The following is a 16674-nucleotide window of genomic DNA, read 5'->3' as shown; positions in this document are numbered from 1 at the left end:
GGTGCTTCAGGCTGGCTTGTCGGGCATCTTGTGCCCGAACGCGCCGGTCAGTTGGAAACGGATGCCGGCGGGATCGAAATCGATCCGGCCCTCGCCCTCGAAATAGGACGCGACGATGCGCTCGATCAGCTTCGAGCCGAAGCCTCGGCGTTCGGGCGGATGAACAGGCGGGCCGTCCGCCTCGATCCACCGGAAGACGAACCGCTCGGCCTCCTCGCCCCATGTCACGCAAACGCGCCCGGTCTCGTTCGAGAGGGCGCCGTATTTCGTCGCATTGGTCGCGAGTTCGTGAATCGCGAGACTGATGCCGAGAGCCTGCTGTGCGGTCAGGCTTCCGTGGGGGCCACCGAAATCGATGCGGCGCGACGGCGTGAGGTGAGGCGCGAGTGCTGCCCCGACGACCTCGATAATGTCCGCTTCCACGAAATCGGTGCCGGTCAGGATGTCCTGCGCCCGGGCGAGAGCACCGAGGCGAGCGGAGATCGCGTCGCGGCCCTCTTCCATGCTTTGCGCCTGGCGAAGGGTCTGGGTTGCGATGGCCTGGACCATGGCGAGCGAGTTCTTCAGGCGGTGCGCCAGTTCCTGGTTGAGAAGCCGCCGGCCGTCCTCGGCGCGCAGCCGTCCGATCGCCGCCTGCGTGCTGTCCCCGACCTGCTGAACGAAGCGCAGTTCCTCCTCGGTCCAGGCATGAGGCTGCATGCCATGGGCATAGACGATCAGTACCAGCCGCTGCGCCTCAACGATCGGCAGGTTGAGGAGCGAGCGCGTCTGGATCTCGGTGAAGGCCTCGGCGGTCGTGGCGGTTCGAGGATCGGTGTTCACGTCGTCGATCGCGACCGTGCGGCCCTGCTTCAGATCGTCCACGAAGGAGCCGAACGAGCGGAAGCTGTGGCGTCCGGTGACGCTCACCATGCCCCGCGCGCACCAGTCCGACGAGATATCGATCGTCTCGTTCCGGTCGTCCACGGTGCCGAAGCCGATCCGGTCGGCGACGACGCCTTTCGCGATCGCTCTCGATGCCGCCTCGACGATCTCGTTGACCGAGGTCAGGTCGCGCAGGTCGTCGCCGAGCGTGAGAAGGGCGGTCTGCCGGCGCTCCTGCTCGATCCGTCCGGTCACTTCGAGGAAGATGACCGTGAACCGGTCGCCGCCGATCGGCTGGGCGGCCCCGTCGTACCAGCGGCCGAGACTTCCCACCTGCCGCGTGAACCGAATCGGCTCGCCGGTCTCCACGACATCGGCGAACTCCATGACCCATTCGTCCTCGATACCGGGGAAGACCTCGCGCACCGTCCGTCCGACGACCATGCCGGGTTCGACCCCCACGAGCTGGTGCCAGGCGGAGTTCACCTCCTCGTACATCCAGTCGACGACACGCCCGCTCTCGTCGCGCAGAACACGGGCGAGAATGAACCCTTCCGCCAGCTGTTCGAAGATCGAGCGCCAGCGGCTCTCCGAGATACGAACCGCCATCTCCCGCTCGACGGTCCGTGCGATGACGAGGAGGCGTCTCTCATCGGCATCGGTCCAGATCCGCCGGCTGTCGGAAATCGCCGCGAGCGCTCCGATCACCGCACCGTCCGGCAGGGTGAGGGGAACGCCGAGATAGGCGATCACGCCGATATCGCCGATCGCGTGATTGGTCTTCAGAACGTCGTCCTGTCGTGCATCGGGCACGCTCAGAGGCGCTCCGCGATCGACCACATACTGGCAGAACGAATGGGTCATCGGCGTTTCGCCACGTTCGTCCCAGGGCGAGGGCAGTCCGCTGTGGCCTGCGAAGACCTGCCTGTTCTCGTCGACGAGCGTGACGATAGCGACAGGCACGTCCAGGACTTCGCGAACATGGTCGGTGAAGGACCCGAACGCGTTTTCAGAAGATCCTTCGAGAAGACCGCTGCGTCTCAGAGCCTCGATCCGGTCGGAGCGCCTTTGAAGCCAATTTCGCTCGATCATGGATCTGGTTGTGACTCCTTGGCCCACCGTTCGCTTCTTGCCGAAGATGTGATCGCCTTGCCGCAGGTCAACCTCCGCGCCACCAGACCCGCGCATTCGCCTCAAGCGGTCCGGGTTCCGATCCAGATCACATGCTTGGGTCCGCGCTTCGAGCGCCCCGCATGCACCTTCTCGACTTCAGTCTTGAAGCCCGCCGCCCGCATCCGGCGGGTGAACCCGTCGTCCATGGCGGCGGACCAGACGGCGAGGATGCCACCGGGGCGAAGGGCGTTTTTTGCGGCGCTGAGGCCCGCAGGCGTGTAGAGCGCGTCGTTGCCTTCGCGGGTCAGGCCGTCGGGTCCGTTGTCCACATCGAGGAGGATCGCGTCGTAGGACGCGCCTGCCTCTCGGATATGGGCCGCGACGTCGCCGAGGCGGATTTCGACACGCGGATCGTCCAGGCAGTCCCCGAAGACGTCCGCCATCTCGCGCCGGGCCCAGCCTGCGAGTTCGGGAACGATCTCGCTGACCGTGACCCTACCCGCCGGTCCGAGCCGGCCGAGCACGGCCCGCAGGGTGAAGCCCATGCCGAGCCCGCCGACGAGGATATGGGCGGGCGGACGTTCGGCGAGCCGATCGAGCGACAGATCAGCGAGCGCCTCCTCCGATCCGCCCAGCCTCGAATTCATGAGTTCGTTGCCGCGCGCGATCTGGATCGAGAACTCGTCGCCTCGGCGCAGGAGCCTCAGCGTGTCGCCATCCGGCGCCTCGGCGCTGGCGAGGTGGACCCAGGGCTTCATCGCATGCTCGCCTTCAAGCCTTCAAGCCTTCCAGTGCCGGCCGGTGGTCTCGAGCCCGAAGAAGCGCGGCGAGCGCGCGAAGGCGGTGAGGCCGGCAAGCGCCGGCTGCGGCTCGGTGATGACGTAGAGCGGGATCTCTGACATCAAATGGGTATGGGGCGCCTTGTCCTCGAAGGCTTCCCGCATCCTGGCATGATCGACGAGTGGGAGGAGACGCTTGAAGATGCCGCCCGCGATATAGACGCCGCCACGGGCGATGAAGACGAGGGCGATGTCGCCGGCGATCCGCCCGAGATAGATCGAGAAGAGCTCGATCGCCTCCTTGGCCTGCGGATCGGCGCCGGCTTCGGCGGCCCTCGTCACCTCGGCCGGCGTCTGGCAATCGGAAACCTTGCCTGCGCTCTTGCAGATCGCGTTGTAGAGATTGACGAGACCGCGCCCGCTCAGGATCTGTTCGCCCGAGATGCGCCCGCCGACGGTCGCCAGATGCGGCCAGATCGCGTGGTCGCGCTCGGTGCGTGGTCCGATATCGATATGACCGCCTTCGCCGGCCACTGGGATCCACATGTTGCGGGCGCGCACGAGACCCGCGACGCCGAGACCGGTTCCCGGTCCGATCACGGCGCGGCTCGCGCCCTCGCGGTGAATGCCGTTGCCGATCTCCGCGCGCCCGCCATCGCCGATCGCGGAGATCGCGAGAGCCTGGGCCTCGAAGTCGTTGATGACGACGACCTCTTCCAGTCCGAGATCGGCGATCATGCCTTTCGGGCGGATCACCCAGGGGCAGTTGGTCAGGTCGAGTTCGTCACCGTCGATGGGGCCGGCGATGGCGAGCACCGCGCTTTTCGGCTGGACGGATGTCTGGTCGAGCACGCATTCCTGGATCGCCGCGTCGATCGAGGCGAAGCTTGCGGTTTCCACGTTGTCGAAGAACTTCGGTTCCGCGAAGGCGTCCTTCAGGATCGCGAAGCGGGCGTTCGTGCCGCCGATATCGCCGATCAGGATCGGAAACTTCAGGAAGGTGTCAGGCTTTCGCCGCGGTGCCATCGTCTGCATCGTCCCCTGTTGTTCGCAATTCCATCTAACCGCCGGACGAAGGAAGGCAAAGCGGGAATCGGCGTCGATCGGGCGCCGATCGGCGAAAAGACGGAGCGCCGTCGATCCCGGACCGGGCTTGCCGGATCGGAGCCCGCGGTGCCGAGGCCGGGCACTCTGCCTCCCGCGGCCTCAGCGGGACGGGCGCGGCGTGGGATGGGGCACGGCTCCGGTTTCGGGCGCAAGGGCCGCCACCGCCTTCACCCCGTCCGGTCCGGCGCGCAAAACGGCGGCGCATCTCTGGGGCAGATCGGCGAGCGTCAGGTCGGGCTTCGGTTTGTAGGGCTTGGCATTCGGGGGAGGCGGCTGCAGCGCCACGTCGAACCACCAGTCGAGATCGTCGCAACCATCGCCCTTGCCGGTCGAGCGCTGGGGCTCGCAGTCCGGCGAGCCCGGCTGGCAGAAGAGGCGCACATGCATGTGGCTGTCATGGCCGTAATAGGGGCGGATCTTGTTCAGCCAGGTGCGATCGCCGCTCGTCGTCTCGCAGAGCTTCTTCTTGATGCCGGGATGAACGAGAACCCGCTGGACGCGGCTGTCGGTCGCCGCCAGCTTCACGACCTCGCGATAGCTGTCGTTCCACACCGTGTCGTCGACGGTGAGGCTGCCCGCCTTCAGAACCGTGCGGAAGGGGAAGTCCTCCCGCTCGGCCTCGCTCAAGCGCTCCTTCGGCATGGGCCGGAGCCAGACATCGGTATCGAGCCCGATCTGGTGGGATGAATGGCCCGACGGCATCGGCCCTCCGCGCGGCATGGACATGTCGCCGATGAGGACGCCCGGCCAGACGCCGCGATCGTGAACCTTCGCCGCGAAGTCCTCGATGAAGGATCTGAGAACCGGATGGCCCCAATGGCGATCGCGAGACAGGCGCATGGCCTGATAGTTCGGCCCGTCGGCCGGAAGCTCGACCGCCCCCGACATGCAGCCTTTCGCATAGGAGCCGATGCTCTCGCTGGCGCCGGGTGCAGGTGTATCGGCCGCGTCGAAGAGGGTCTTCGCTGCCGTCTGGGCATTGGCGGCGCCGATCCCGACCGACTGGATGCCGCCGCACAGGAGCGCTCCCAGGAGGGCCGCGCGCAAACGGGTTGCCGAACCGTTCATAATGTCTCGCTCTCGTCTATCTCGGACCCGCACGCTCCCGGCGAGCGCCGTGCGAAGGCCGGCTTGGAGCATGCGCCCCATCCATGGGAGCCGGGTGCGACGAAAGCATGGCCGCGCGCTGGTGAGAGTGCGTGCGGCGAGCCCTCCGGTTTCCCGAGGGACAACGCGACGAAGGCGTCAGCTCCGCCCGATCGCCTTGATTGCCGGAAGATCAGTGAGCCGGCCGGCCGGCCGCGCGCCGAGCTTCGAGATCACATGCGATGCGGCCTCGACGCCGATCGCGCCGCAGACTTCGCTCGGCAGTCCGTCGATATAGCCTTTGAGGAAGCCCCCGGCGAAGGCGTCGCCCGCGCCCGTCGCGTCCACGACACGCTCGACGGGGCTTGCCGGCACCACCGTGCGGGTCTGATCCTCGACCACGATGCAGCCCTTTTCCGACCGGGTGACGACGGCGAGTGTCCTCGCGTCGCGGCCGAGCGCGTCGAGAGCGTCGTCGAGATTGTCGGTCTCGTAGAGCGCGAGCGCCTCGGCCTCGTTTGCGAAGACGATGTCGACCGTGCCGGAACGCATGAGGTCGAGGAACTCGGAGCGGTAGCGATGGACGCAGAAGGAATCCGAAAGCGTCATCGCCACCTTGCGACCAGCCGCATGGGCGGCTTTCGCAGCCTTCACGATCGCCTCCTTGGCGCGGGGCGGGTCCCACAAATAGCCCTCGAAATAGGTGACCTTGGCGGCCTTCACGAGCGTCTCGTCGATATCGTCCGGTCCAAGTTCGGTGCAGGCCCCGAGAAAGGTGTTCATCGAGCGCTCGCCGTCCGGCGTCACGAGGATCAGGCAGCGTGCCGTGGGCAGGCCGCCCGCGTCGTTCGGCTTGGTGTCGAAGGCAACGCCGATCGAGCGGATGTCGTGGCGGAAGATCTCGCCCAGCTGGTCGTCCGCCACCTTACCGATAAAGGCGCCCGAGCCGCCGAGGCTGGTGAAGCAGGCGATCGTATTGGCCGCACTGCCGCCCGAGGATTCCGAGCCAGGCGGCATCGTGCCGTAGAGCGTTTCGGCGCGCTCGGCGTCGATCAGGGTCATGCCGCTCTTCTGGATGGCTTCCTTGTTCAGGAATTCCTCCTCGCAATAGGCGATGACGTCGACGATCGTGTTTCCTATGCAGAGAAGGTCGTATTCGGCCATGGGGTCGGGGTCCGTCGGTTCTTTGGCTATCGGGATCGGCGGATCGTCCGCATGAAACGTTTCGTCCGCCCCCTTTCGGGGTCGCGCGTCTGTTAACGGTTCGTCGCCCGAATGGCCAGTCTGGAAGACGGCCCGGCTCGCGCGGCGATCTTCCCAACGTCACGGAGCCGTGCTAGCCGTCAGCGCCATCCTTTTGCACCGCACGTGGACCCGATGTCCGCGCGCCGTTCAAGGCATTTCGGAAGGACTGGCATGGCCCGCATCATCGAGACCGCTTCCGGCGGCACCGCTCTCACCTTCGACGACGTTCTGCTCCAGCCCGGACATTCGGAAGTCATGCCGGGCGAGGTGGATGTCCGCACGAAGATCACCCGCGAGATCGCGCTGAACGTCCCGATCCTGTCCTCGGCCATGGATACGGTCACCGAATCGAGCCTCGCCATCGCCATGGCCCAGGCCGGCGGCATCGGCGTCATCCACCGCAATCTGACGCCGCTCGAACAGGCCGAGCAGGTTCGGCAGGTCAAGAAGTTCGAGAGCGGCATGGTCGTGAACCCGGTCACCATCGGGCCGGACGCGACCCTCGGCGACGCCCGGGCGCTGATGGCCCAGCATCGCATCTCCGGCATCCCCGTCGTCGACAACGGCAACAACGAGGGCACGGGACGCGGCCGGCTCGTCGGCATCCTCACCAATCGCGACGTGCGTTTCGCCTCCGACGATGGCGAGCCGATCCGCCAGCTGATGACCCACCAGAATCTCATCACGGTCGAGGAAAGCGTCACCCAGGACGAGGCCAAGCGCCTGCTCCACCAGCACCGGATCGAGAAGCTCCTCGTCGTCGACAGAGCGGGCTTCTGCATCGGCCTCATCACCGTGAAGGACATCGAGAAGTCCCAGCTCAACCCGAATGCTGCGAAGGACGCCCATGGCCGTCTTCTGGCGGCCGCCGCGACGAGCGTCGGCGCCGACGGGTTCGAGCGGGCCGAGCGCCTGATCGACGCCGGCATCGATCTTCTCGTGATCGATACGGCCCACGGCCATTCCCAGCGGGTCCTCGACATGGTCACGCGGGTCAAGAAGCAGTCGAATTCGGTCCAGATCATCGCCGGTAACGTGGCGACGCCGTCCGGCACGCGGGCGCTCATCGATGCGGGCGCGGATGGCGTGAAGGTCGGCATCGGCCCGGGCTCCATCTGCACGACGCGGATCGTCGCCGGTGTCGGCATGCCGCAGCTCGCGGCCGTGATGGGCGCGGCCGAAGAGGCCGACAAGCAGGGCATCCCGGTGATCGCCGATGGCGGCATCAAGTTCTCGGGCGATCTGGCCAAGGCGCTGGCGGCCGGCGCTGCCGCCGGCATGATCGGCTCGCTTCTGGCGGGCACCGACGAAAGCCCGGGCGAGGTCTATCTATATCAGGGCCGGTCCTTCAAGGCCTATCGCGGCATGGGGTCCGTCGGTGCGATGGCCCGGGGTTCGGCCGATCGTTATTTCCAGGCCGAAGTGCGGGACGAGTTGAAGCTCGTGCCCGAGGGGATCGAGGGTCAGGTCGCCTATAAGGGTCCGGTCGGCGGCGTCCTGCACCAGCTCGTCGGCGGTCTTCGCGCCGCCATGGGCTATGTCGGTGCGAGGGATCTTCAGGCGTTCCGCGAGAAGGCCGAATTCGTGCGCATCTCCAATGCGGGTCTGCGCGAAAGCCATGCCCATGACGTGACGATCACGCGCGAAAGCCCGAACTATCCGATGGGCGGCTGAGGCGGCGCGCCCGCCGCGAACTCATTGAGGTCGAATACGGCGGGCGCCGGTAAGGCCCGCCGTGGAGCGGCTTGAGCGGAATGTCGTCCGCGATCGCGATCCGGCCCCATCGTCACGACGTGCCTGAGGCCGCGCGGCCTCAGGCTTGACCCATCATCCGGCATCGCTCGCCTTGCCGTAGCCGCCGGCCGTCGGCGTACGCACGATCACCGCCTCGCCTGCGTCCAGCAGCGTCTGGTCGCACGGGGCCAGTTCCTCGATCTCGCCGCTCAGGCGGCGCACCAGAGTGGCTCCGGTCTCGCCCGGTTCGCCGCCCGCGATCCCCTCCGGCGGGCGCGTGCGGTGGGAGGAGAGGATCGCGCAGTCCATCGGCTCCAGGAAGCGGATGCGCCGTTCGGTTCCGTCCCCGCCGCGCTGGGCGCCCGCGCCGCCCGACCCTTCGCGGATATGGAAATCCTCCAGCACCACGGGATAGCGCATTTCGAGGATTTCCGGATCGGTCAGGCGCGAATTGGTCATGTGGCAGTGGACGCCGGCCGTCCCTGCGAAGGACGTGCCGTCGTTGAGCCGGCCCGCCGGCGAGCCCGCGCAGATCGTCTCGTAATACTGGTAGCGCTCGTTGCCGAAGGTAAGGTTGTTCATGGTGCCCTGATGGTTCGACAGGGCACCGAAGGCCTGGAACAGCGCGTTCGTCACGTGCTGGGAGGTCTCCACGTTTCCTGCGACCACCGCAGCGGGATAGGACGGCTTCAGCATCGAGCCGTCCGGGATGACGATGGAGAGCGGCCGCAGGCATCCGGCATTCATCGGGATCGGCTTTTCCACCATCACCCGGAAGGCGTAGAGAACGGCCGCGCGGGTGACCGGTTCGGGCGCGTTGAAATTGTTCGCGCGGACCTCCGAGGTGCCGGTGAAGTCGACCGTCGCGGTGCGCGCCTGCCTGTCGACGGTGATCTTCACCCGGATCGTCTGGCCGGTATCCGTCTCGTAGTCGCATGCGCAATCGTCGAGGCGCGAGATCAGTTCGCGCACGGCCTCCGCCGCATTATCCTGGACGTGGCCCATATAGGCTCTCACGGTTTCGAGCCCGAAGGTCTCGACCATCCGCCGCAATTCGGAAACGCCCTTCTCGTTCGCGGCGATCTGCGCCTTGAGGTCGGCGATGTTCTGCTCGGGCCGGCGCGCCGGGTAGGGATGATCGGTAAGGACGCGGCGCACGGCCTCCTCCTCGAAGCTTCCCTTCGAGACGAGCTTCAGATTATCGAAAAGGACGCCCTCCTCGTCGACCCTGGTCGCACGGGGCGTCATGGAGCCGGGGGCAATGCCGCCCACATCCGCATGGTGGCCGCGCGAGGCGACGTAGAAGAGAATCCGGCGGTCCTCCTCGTCTGAGATCCCGGAGACGTCCGCTCCCGCCTCGTCGAAGACGGGCGTGACCACAGTGATGTCCGGCAGGTGGGTGCCGCCGTTATAGGGGGCATTCAGGGCGAAGACGTCGCCGGGGCGGATCGTCCCCCGGTTCGCCTTGATGATCGCCTCCACCGAGCGATCCATGGAGCCGAGATGGACCGGCATATGCGGCGCATTGGCGACGAGCGCCCCGTCCGCATCGAAGACCGCGCAGGAAAAGTCGAGCCGTTCCTTGATGTTGACCGAGGAAGCCGTGTTCTGGAGCGTCACCCCCATCTGCTCGGCGATCGACATGAAGAGGTTGTTGAAGACCTCGAGAAGAACCGGATCGGCGCCGTCGCCGCCCGCCTCGCCGGTTCCGAGCGCGGCGAGACGAGGCTTCTTCTCGATCCGGCGCATCAGGATGTCGCCGCGCGCCGTCATCTCGGCGCGCCAGCCCGGCTCGACCACGATGGTCTGGTTCGGCTCGACGATGAGGGCCGGCCCGTCGAGCCGGTGGCCGGCCTCGAGGGTCTCGCTGCGATAGACCCCGGCCTCGCGCCGCTTCCCGTCCGTGAACACCTCGGCGCGCTGGGATGGCTCCGCCTCTCGCTCGATGCCGCTCGCGGTCTCCCGTCGCCCGTCAAACGCCTCGCGAACCTCGCTCGCCTCGACCGTCACGGTCTCGACGGTGATCGCACGGTCCTCGTAGATGAAGCCGAACTGCGCCTTGTGCGCGGCCTCGAAGCCTCTGCGCGCCTCGGCGAGGTCTCCGCTCCATTGAACGGGCAGGGTCGTATCGGTGCCGTCATAGCGCAGTTGCAGGATCGTTTCGGTGCTGATGGCGTCGGCCGAAAGACCCTGGATGGTCAGTTCTTCGCGCGCCGTCCTGCCGAGGCGATCGGCCGTCTCCTCGATCTCTGTGCGCGCCCCTTCGTCGAGCGCCACGACGATCGCCTGGCTGCGGCTCGCGAAAAGGGCGGACAGCCCGATGCCATAGGCAGAGAGGAGCCCCGACATCGGATGGATCAGCACCGTCTCCATGGCGAGGGCATCGGCGACGAGACAGGCATGCTGCCCGCCCGCGCCCCCGAAGGAGTTGAGGAGATAGGAAGAGACGTCATAGCCGCGCTGGACCGAGATCTTCTTGATCGCGTTCGCCATGTTCTCGACGGCGATGGTGAGGAAGCCCTCGGCGATCTCCTCGAGGCTTCGACGGCTGCCCGAGGCCGCTCGCATGGCCTCGAACTTCTCGCGCACGATCTTCGCGTCGAGGGGCTGGTCCTGGCTCGCTCCGAACACCTTGGGGAAGAGCTCCGGACGGAGCTTGCCGAGCATCACATTGGCGTCCGTCACTGTGAGCGGTCCGCCCTTGCCGTAGGCGGCGGGCCCGGGATGGGCGCCGGCCGAGGCGGGGCCGACCTGAAACCGGCCCTGATCGAGGGCGAGGATGGAGCCGCCGCCCGCCGCCACCGTGTGGATGCGCATCATCGGGGCACGGACGCGCACGCCCGCGACCTCCGAATCGAGCGCCCGTTCGAACGATCCCGCATAATGGGTCACGTCGGTCGAGGTGCCGCCCATGTCGAAGCCGATGATCTTCTCGAAGCCGGCGTCTCGTCCGGTCTCCGCCATGCCGACGACACCGCCAGCGGGCCCCGAGAGGATCGCGTCCTTTCCGTCGAACATCTCGGCCGCCGTCAGTCCGCCGGAGGACATCATGAACTGGAGGGAAGGAGCCGCATCCTCGCCGGTCTTCGCGCCGAGTGCGCCGGCGACCCGTTCCACGTAGCGACGCAGGATCGGCGTCAGATAGGCGTCGACCACCGCGGTATCGCCGCGCCCGACGAGCTTGACCAGGGGCGAGACCTCGTGTCCGGTCGAGACCTGGGAGAAGCCGGCCTCCTCGGCGAGCCGCCTGGCAGTCTTCTCGTGCGCTGGATAGCGCCAGGAATGCATGAAGCAGATGGCGACCGCATCGATCCCGTCGCCCTTCGCCTTGTCGAGCGCTTCTCGCGCCGCCGTTTCGTCGAACTCCGTCTCGACCGTGCCGTCCGCAAGGATCCGCTCAGGGATCTCGGCCACCCGCTCGTAGAGCTGTTCGGGCAGCACGATCTGCTTGGCGAAGATGTCGGGTCGGGCCTGATAGGCGATTTTGAGGGCGTCGCGGAAGCCGCGTGTGACGAGGAGAAGCGTGCGGTCGCCCTTGCGCTCCAGAAGCGCGTTGGTCGCGACCGTGGTGCCCATGCGAACCGTGCCGATTTGGTCCGGCGGGATCGGCGCGCCGGTCTGAAGCCCCAGAATGCGCCGGATGCCTTCGAGCGCCGCATCGTCATAGGCGCCGGGATTTTCCGACAGGAGCTTCAGCGGGGTCAGGGTGCCATCGGGGCTGCGGGCGATGATGTCGGTGAACGTGCCGCCCCGGTCGATCCAGAAATCGCGAACGCCGCTTTGTCCGTTTCCGTCCGCCATTCCGTCGTCTCCCTTGCCGCCTGCCGCCCGCTCGGGGGAGGTCGTCCATCGCTCAGTTATCGCGCCGCAAAACGGAAGCAAATGCAAGGCGTCACCCGCTTGCGTTCTCTCTCGCCTCTTGCGCGCGTTCGCGAAAATCGGGACAAGCAGCCCTCGAAATCCTCCGCCGCGAGACGGCGACCGCATGCCGGTTTTTTGAAGAAAGGGGTCTGCCCATGCCGAAGGGTATCGTTCTCGCCTCGTCGAGCGTCCATCGCCGCGAGCTCCTGAAGAATGCCGGTGTCGACTTCACGACCGACCCTGCCGAACTCGACGAACGTGCGCTCGAAGCGCCGATGAAGGACTCGGGCACCGCACCCGACGAGATCGCCCAAATCCTCGCCGAGGCGAAGGCGACGGACGTCTCCGAGCGTCATCCCGGAAGCCTCGTGATCGGCGCCGACCAGACCCTCTCGCTGGGCGACCGGGTGTTCCACAAGCCCGCGAATATGGAAGAAGCGCGCCGCGCGCTCCTGTCGCTTTCCGGCAAGACCCATCACCTCAACAGCGCGGTGGTCCTCGTGGAGAACGGCGCGGTCGTCTGGCGCCACACCTCTATCGCGGCGCTCACCATGCGAGAACTCGATCCGGGTTTCGTCGGCCGCTATCTCGCCCATGCCGGCCAGAAGGCCCTGACGAGTGTCGGCGGCTACCAGATCGAGAAGGAGGGCATCCAGCTGATGGAGGCGATCGAGGGCGACTATTTCACCATCATCGGCCTGCCGCTGCTGCCGCTTCTGAAGGAACTGCGCGCGCGAGGCGAGATCGATGGCTGACGAGACCGACCGGGCGGAAGAGAGGGCACGCACCATCGCCGAGCGCGACGCGGCCTGGGAGCCCAAGCCTTATGTCAGCGGCGAGGCAAGGCCTCGCGGCGAGCATTCCATCTTCGATCCGGCATTCGGGCGGACGCCGGAGGCGGGCGCGAAGGCTTTCATCACCGGCTGGCCCGTCTGGCATTCGCGCTCGCCCCTCGTTCACGGCCACTGGCTGAAGAGCCTCGGCATCGACGGCAGCTATACGCGCCAGGGCGTCCCGCCCGAGGAGTTCAAGCTCTTCCTTTCGAAGCTGCGCGAGAACGGCTTCATCGGCGGCAATGTCACGATCCCCCACAAGGAGACGGCGTTCGCGGCCGTGAGCCGGCGGGACGCTGCGGCCGAGGCGATTGGTGCGGTCAACACGCTCTGGTTCGAGGGTGACGACCTCGTCGGCGGGAATACCGATGCTTATGGCTTTGCCGCCAATCTCGACGAGCGGCTCGCCGGTTGGGACGGTGCCGAGCATGCGCTGGTCATCGGGGCAGGGGGCGCCGCCCGCGCCGTGATCCACGCTCTTCTGGAGCGCGGCGTCGGCCATGTCGCGGTGGTCAACCGCACGGTGTCGCGCGCCGAGGCCCTCGTGCGGGACTTCGGCCCTCGCCTGTCGGCCCATGGCGAGGACGAGCGGAGCGGCCTTCTCGGAGTGACGGATCTCCTCGTCAACACCGCGCCGGTGCCCGAGCGGGACCCCGAGCTTCCCGCCTGGTTCGCGGACAAGCTTCCCGATCTTTCGATGATGAAACCCGGCGCGATGGTGACGGACATCGTCTATTCGCCTCTGATGACACCGATCCTGAAAGCTGCCGAGGCGAGGGGGCTCGCTTTCTGCGACGGCCTTGGAATGCTGCTCCATCAGGCCGTTCCGGGGTTCGAGCGCTGGTTCGGCAAACGGCCTGAGGTGACGCCGGAGCTGCGGGCGCTGGTGCTGCGCGATCTCGGCATCGAGACCTGATGATGACAAGGCACCTTCGATGATCGTCCTCGGCCTCACCGGATCGATCGGCATGGGCAAGTCGACGACGGCAGAGATGTTCGAGGCGGAGGGCGTCCCTGTCCATTCGGCGGATGCCGCCGTACATCGCCTCTATGCGGGCAGGGCGGCACCGCTCATTGAGGCCGCCTTTCCGGGCACCGTCGAGGCGGGCATCGTCGACCGGGCGCGCCTCGGCACGGCTGTGGTCGGGCGCCCCGAAGAGATGCGACGTCTGGAAGCGATCATCCATCCGCTGGTGCGCGAGGAGGAGGCGGCCTTCATCGAGGCGGCGAGGACCAGCGGTGCTTCTCTCGCCGTTCTCGACATTCCGCTTCTCTACGAGACGGGTGGCGAGAAACGATGCGATCGGGTCGCCGTCGTCACGGCGCCCGCCAGCATCCAGCGTGAACGGGTTCTTGCCCGGCCGGGCATGACCGCCGAAAAATTCGAGGCGATCCTCGCATCGCAGATCCCCGATGAAGGAAAGCGACGCCGTGCCGATTACGTGATCGACACCTCGCGCGGCCTCGATGCGGCAAGGGACGAGGTCTCGTCGATCATGAAGGACCTGCTGGGCCGGTAGGCTGGGGTTGCCGATCCTGAGCGTGCGCTTGCCCCGGGTGCCGTCCGGTCGCCCCCGGCGCAGACAGCTGCGACGAAAAGGTTCGACGGCTCCAGGGTTTGGCCCTTGCGCGTCCCATCGCCCCTCCCCATACTTTGCCTTGTGTTTAACGAAGCGAAAGGAGGTGATCCAATGTCGAGTGATTATCTGATGCCGGTTGGGTCTTTGAATCTGATGGTGCGCGGGGAGCAGTCTTTCCGCTTCGTCTGAGGATTTACGGACCGGCGTCATCGCCCGCCGATGACCTGGCCGGCTCGAAATCACGAGGCCGCTTCCGAAAGGAAGCGGCCTTTCGTTTGTGTGCTCGGTGTTGTAGCCGCCGATCCTCCGCGAACTAGGCTCTTGGAGAGGCGAACGCCCGAGACCCAGGCGGCGGGGTATCCGTGAGGGGGCGCTCGATTTGAGCGCCGTGTGGCCGAGACCGCTCGGTCTCATGCCGAATGGCGGGACTGTCGCCTTTGGATCCGCCGGTGGCCCGATGCCCGCCCGTTCAGGAAGAGCGGCTGCGCCAGAGGGCCCAGCGGTGCTTGATCTCGCCGACGATGCCGCGCCGGAAGGCGAGCACGCAGAAGACGAAGACCGCGCCCTGCACGATGGTCGAGATCGATCCGATCTGCGCCAGTTCGTTCTGGAGCGAGATGATGATCGTTGCGCCGACGATCGGCCCGAGCATGGTTCCGATGCCGCCGAGAACCGCCATCAGCACCACTTCGCCGCTCATCTGCCACTGGACGTCCGTCAGGGATGCGAGCTGGAACACCATGACCTTGGCCGAGCCGGCCATGCCCGACAGGGCGGCGGAAATGACGAAGGCCATCAGCTTGTAGTGATCGGCGTCGTAGCCGAGCGAGATCGCGCGGGGCTCGTTCTCGCGGATGGATTTCAGCACCTGTCCGAACGGCGAGTGCACGGTGCGGTAGATGATGAAGAGGCCGATGCAGAACACGCCGAGAACGAGATAATAGACGTTCATGTTCGTCGACATGTCGATGACGCCGAAGAGCGCGTTGCGCGGCACGCCCTGCATTCCGTCCTCGCCGCCCGTGAAGGGCGCCTGCAGCGCGACGAAATAGACCATCTGGGCCAGCGCGAGGGTGATCATCGCAAAGTAGATGCCCTGACGGCGGATGGCCAGAAGGCCCATGCCGAGGCCGAGCAGGGCCCCCGCGGCAGTGCCTGCGAGAATGCCGAGTTCGGCCGAGAAGCCGAGCGTCTGGAGGCAGTAGCCGGTCACATAGGCCGACATTCCGAAGAATGCCGCATGACCGAAGGAGAGGAGCCCCGCAAATCCGAGCAGGAGGTTGAACGCCGCCGCGAACAGGGCGAAGCACAGGATCTTCGCGACGAAGACCGGATAGACGTAGTGCGGCGCGATCAGGAGAAGGACGAAGCCGATCGCAGCCCAGAGCCGGACATCGGCAAGGATGCTGGACGATCGGGAACGGGCGCGCACCGTGCGGGCATCCTCGGTCTTGGTGATGTCGGTCATGCGGTTTTCCCGAACAGTCCGGCCGGCCTGACGATCAGCACGACAGCCATGACCACGAAGATGATGATGTTGGAGGCTTCCGGATAATAGACCCGCGTCACGCCCTCGGCGATGCCGAGCAGGAAGCCCGACAGGATGGCTCCCTTGATCGATCCGAGGCCGCCGATCACGACAATCGCGAAGACGACGATGATGATGTTGGAGCCCATCAGCGGATTGACCGAATAGATCGGTGCCGCGAGAACGCCGGCGAAGGCGGCGAGCGCCACGCCGAGCCCGTATGTGAGCGTGACCAGCAGCGGAACGTTGACGCCGAAGGCCCGCACGAGATCGGCGTTCTCGACCGCCGCACGCATGGTGGCTCCAAGGCGCGTCTGCTCGATGAGGAACCAGGTCGCGCCGCACACGACCACCGCCGCGACGATGACCCAGGCCCGGTAGGTGGGCAGGAACATGAAGCCGAGATTGAAGCCGCCCTGGAGAGCGGCCGGAATGGCGTAGGTCTCGCCCGAGACGCCGTAGACCTGTCGGAAGAGGCCCTCGATCAGGAGGGCGAGGCCGAAGGTCAGAAGCAGTCCGTAGAGGTGATCGAGATCGGCGATCGGCCGCAGGAGAAAGCGCTCGATGGCCATTCCGAAGACGCCGACGATGATCGGCGAGAGGACGAGCGCCGGCCAATAGCCGATGCCGAGCACGTCGAGCAGCAGGAAGGCGACGAAGGCACCCACCATGTAAAGCGCGCCATGGGCGAAATTGACGATGTTGAGCAGCCCGAAGATCAGCGCGAGCCCGAGACTGAGCACGGCATAGAAGGCTCCGTTGATCAGCCCGATGAGCAGCTGTCCGGCAAAGACCGGGAAGGGGACCCCGAGAAAGTCCATGCGCGTCGTAATCCCTGGAAGGCACCGTCCGCCTTGACCGTCGTCAGACGGGCAGGCAGGGCGGGCTTGCTACGAATTCTAAGGAGGCGAACGCGGCGGATCTCAAGGTCCGCCGCGCTCAAC

At 66.4% G+C, this 16674-nt stretch carries 12 protein-coding genes; 4 read left to right on the top strand and 8 right to left on the bottom strand.

What is annotated here, in order from left to right:
• Window positions 1-6 precede the first annotated feature (6 nt).
• From DYI37_RS13575 to DYI37_RS13555, 5 genes are all read right to left on the bottom strand, one after another.
• Window positions 7-1956 carry a GAF domain-containing protein gene (locus tag DYI37_RS13575; RefSeq protein WP_158555180.1) on the bottom strand — a complete coding sequence of 650 codons (1950 nt, stop codon included), beginning with the start codon at window positions 1954-1956 and terminating at the stop codon, window positions 7-9.
• 101 nt (window positions 1957-2057) lie between these two features.
• The gene (locus DYI37_RS13570; protein ID WP_116683790.1) at window positions 2058-2735 is read right to left on the bottom strand and encodes a spermidine synthase; all 678 of its coding nucleotides are present in this window, start codon (window positions 2733-2735) and stop codon (window positions 2058-2060) included.
• Between the two features lie 21 nt (window positions 2736-2756).
• The gene (locus DYI37_RS13565) at window positions 2757-3791 is read right to left on the bottom strand and encodes a glucokinase (protein ID WP_199520157.1); all 1035 of its coding nucleotides are present in this window, start codon (window positions 3789-3791) and stop codon (window positions 2757-2759) included.
• Window positions 3792-3962: 171 nt separating this feature from the next.
• A complete protein-coding gene (gene mepA, locus DYI37_RS13560; protein WP_116683789.1) occupies window positions 3963-4931 on the bottom strand; it encodes a penicillin-insensitive murein endopeptidase in 969 nt (322 codons plus the stop codon).
• Between the two features lie 177 nt (window positions 4932-5108).
• A complete protein-coding gene (locus DYI37_RS13555) occupies window positions 5109-6113 on the bottom strand; it encodes an adenosine kinase (RefSeq protein ID WP_116683788.1) in 1005 nt (334 codons plus the stop codon).
• Between the two features lie 252 nt (window positions 6114-6365).
• On the opposite strand from DYI37_RS13555, the gene guaB reads away from it, so the two are divergent.
• Complete coding sequence (guaB, locus tag DYI37_RS13550; RefSeq protein WP_116683787.1) at window positions 6366-7868, top strand: IMP dehydrogenase; 1503 nt, start codon at window positions 6366-6368, stop codon at window positions 7866-7868.
• A gap of 153 nt (window positions 7869-8021) precedes the next feature.
• Here the strand turns inward: guaB and DYI37_RS13545 are convergent, their stop codons facing one another.
• Window positions 8022-11729 (bottom strand): hydantoinase B/oxoprolinase family protein, encoded by a 3708-nt coding sequence (locus DYI37_RS13545; protein WP_116683786.1) that lies wholly within the window; start codon window positions 11727-11729, stop codon window positions 8022-8024.
• A 215-nt stretch (window positions 11730-11944) separates the two neighbouring features.
• On the opposite strand from DYI37_RS13545, the gene DYI37_RS13540 reads away from it, so the two are divergent.
• The 3 genes from DYI37_RS13540 to coaE are packed head-to-tail and all read left to right on the top strand — an operon-like array spanning window position 11945 to window position 14142.
• The gene (locus DYI37_RS13540) at window positions 11945-12544 is read left to right on the top strand and encodes a Maf-like protein (RefSeq protein ID WP_116683785.1); all 600 of its coding nucleotides are present in this window, start codon (window positions 11945-11947) and stop codon (window positions 12542-12544) included.
• Entirely contained in the window at window positions 12537-13538 is a 1002-nt protein-coding gene (locus DYI37_RS13535) for a shikimate dehydrogenase (RefSeq protein WP_199520156.1), read from the top strand. Before DYI37_RS13540 ends, DYI37_RS13535 begins: the two co-directional genes overlap by 8 nt.
• 19 nt (window positions 13539-13557) lie before the next feature.
• Entirely contained in the window at window positions 13558-14142 is a 585-nt protein-coding gene (coaE, locus tag DYI37_RS13530) for a dephospho-CoA kinase (RefSeq protein WP_147307931.1), read from the top strand.
• 529 nt (window positions 14143-14671) lie between these two features.
• Here the strand turns inward: coaE and DYI37_RS13525 are convergent.
• Window positions 14672-15670, bottom strand: a complete 999-nt coding sequence (locus DYI37_RS13525) for a branched-chain amino acid ABC transporter permease (RefSeq protein ID WP_116683783.1) — start codon at window positions 15668-15670, stop codon at window positions 14672-14674.
• Window positions 15667-16551, bottom strand: a complete 885-nt coding sequence (locus DYI37_RS13520; protein ID WP_116683782.1) for a branched-chain amino acid ABC transporter permease — start codon at window positions 16549-16551, stop codon at window positions 15667-15669. Before DYI37_RS13520 ends, DYI37_RS13525 begins: the two co-directional genes overlap by 4 nt.
• Window positions 16552-16674: the final 123 nt, after the last annotated feature.

It is taken from the genome of Fulvimarina endophytica (assembly GCF_003403015.1).
GTDB lineage: Bacteria > Pseudomonadota > Alphaproteobacteria > Rhizobiales > Rhizobiaceae > Fulvimarina > Fulvimarina endophytica.
Note: the sequence above shows the minus strand (reverse complement) of the source record. Positions and strands in the feature narration are given on the sequence as shown.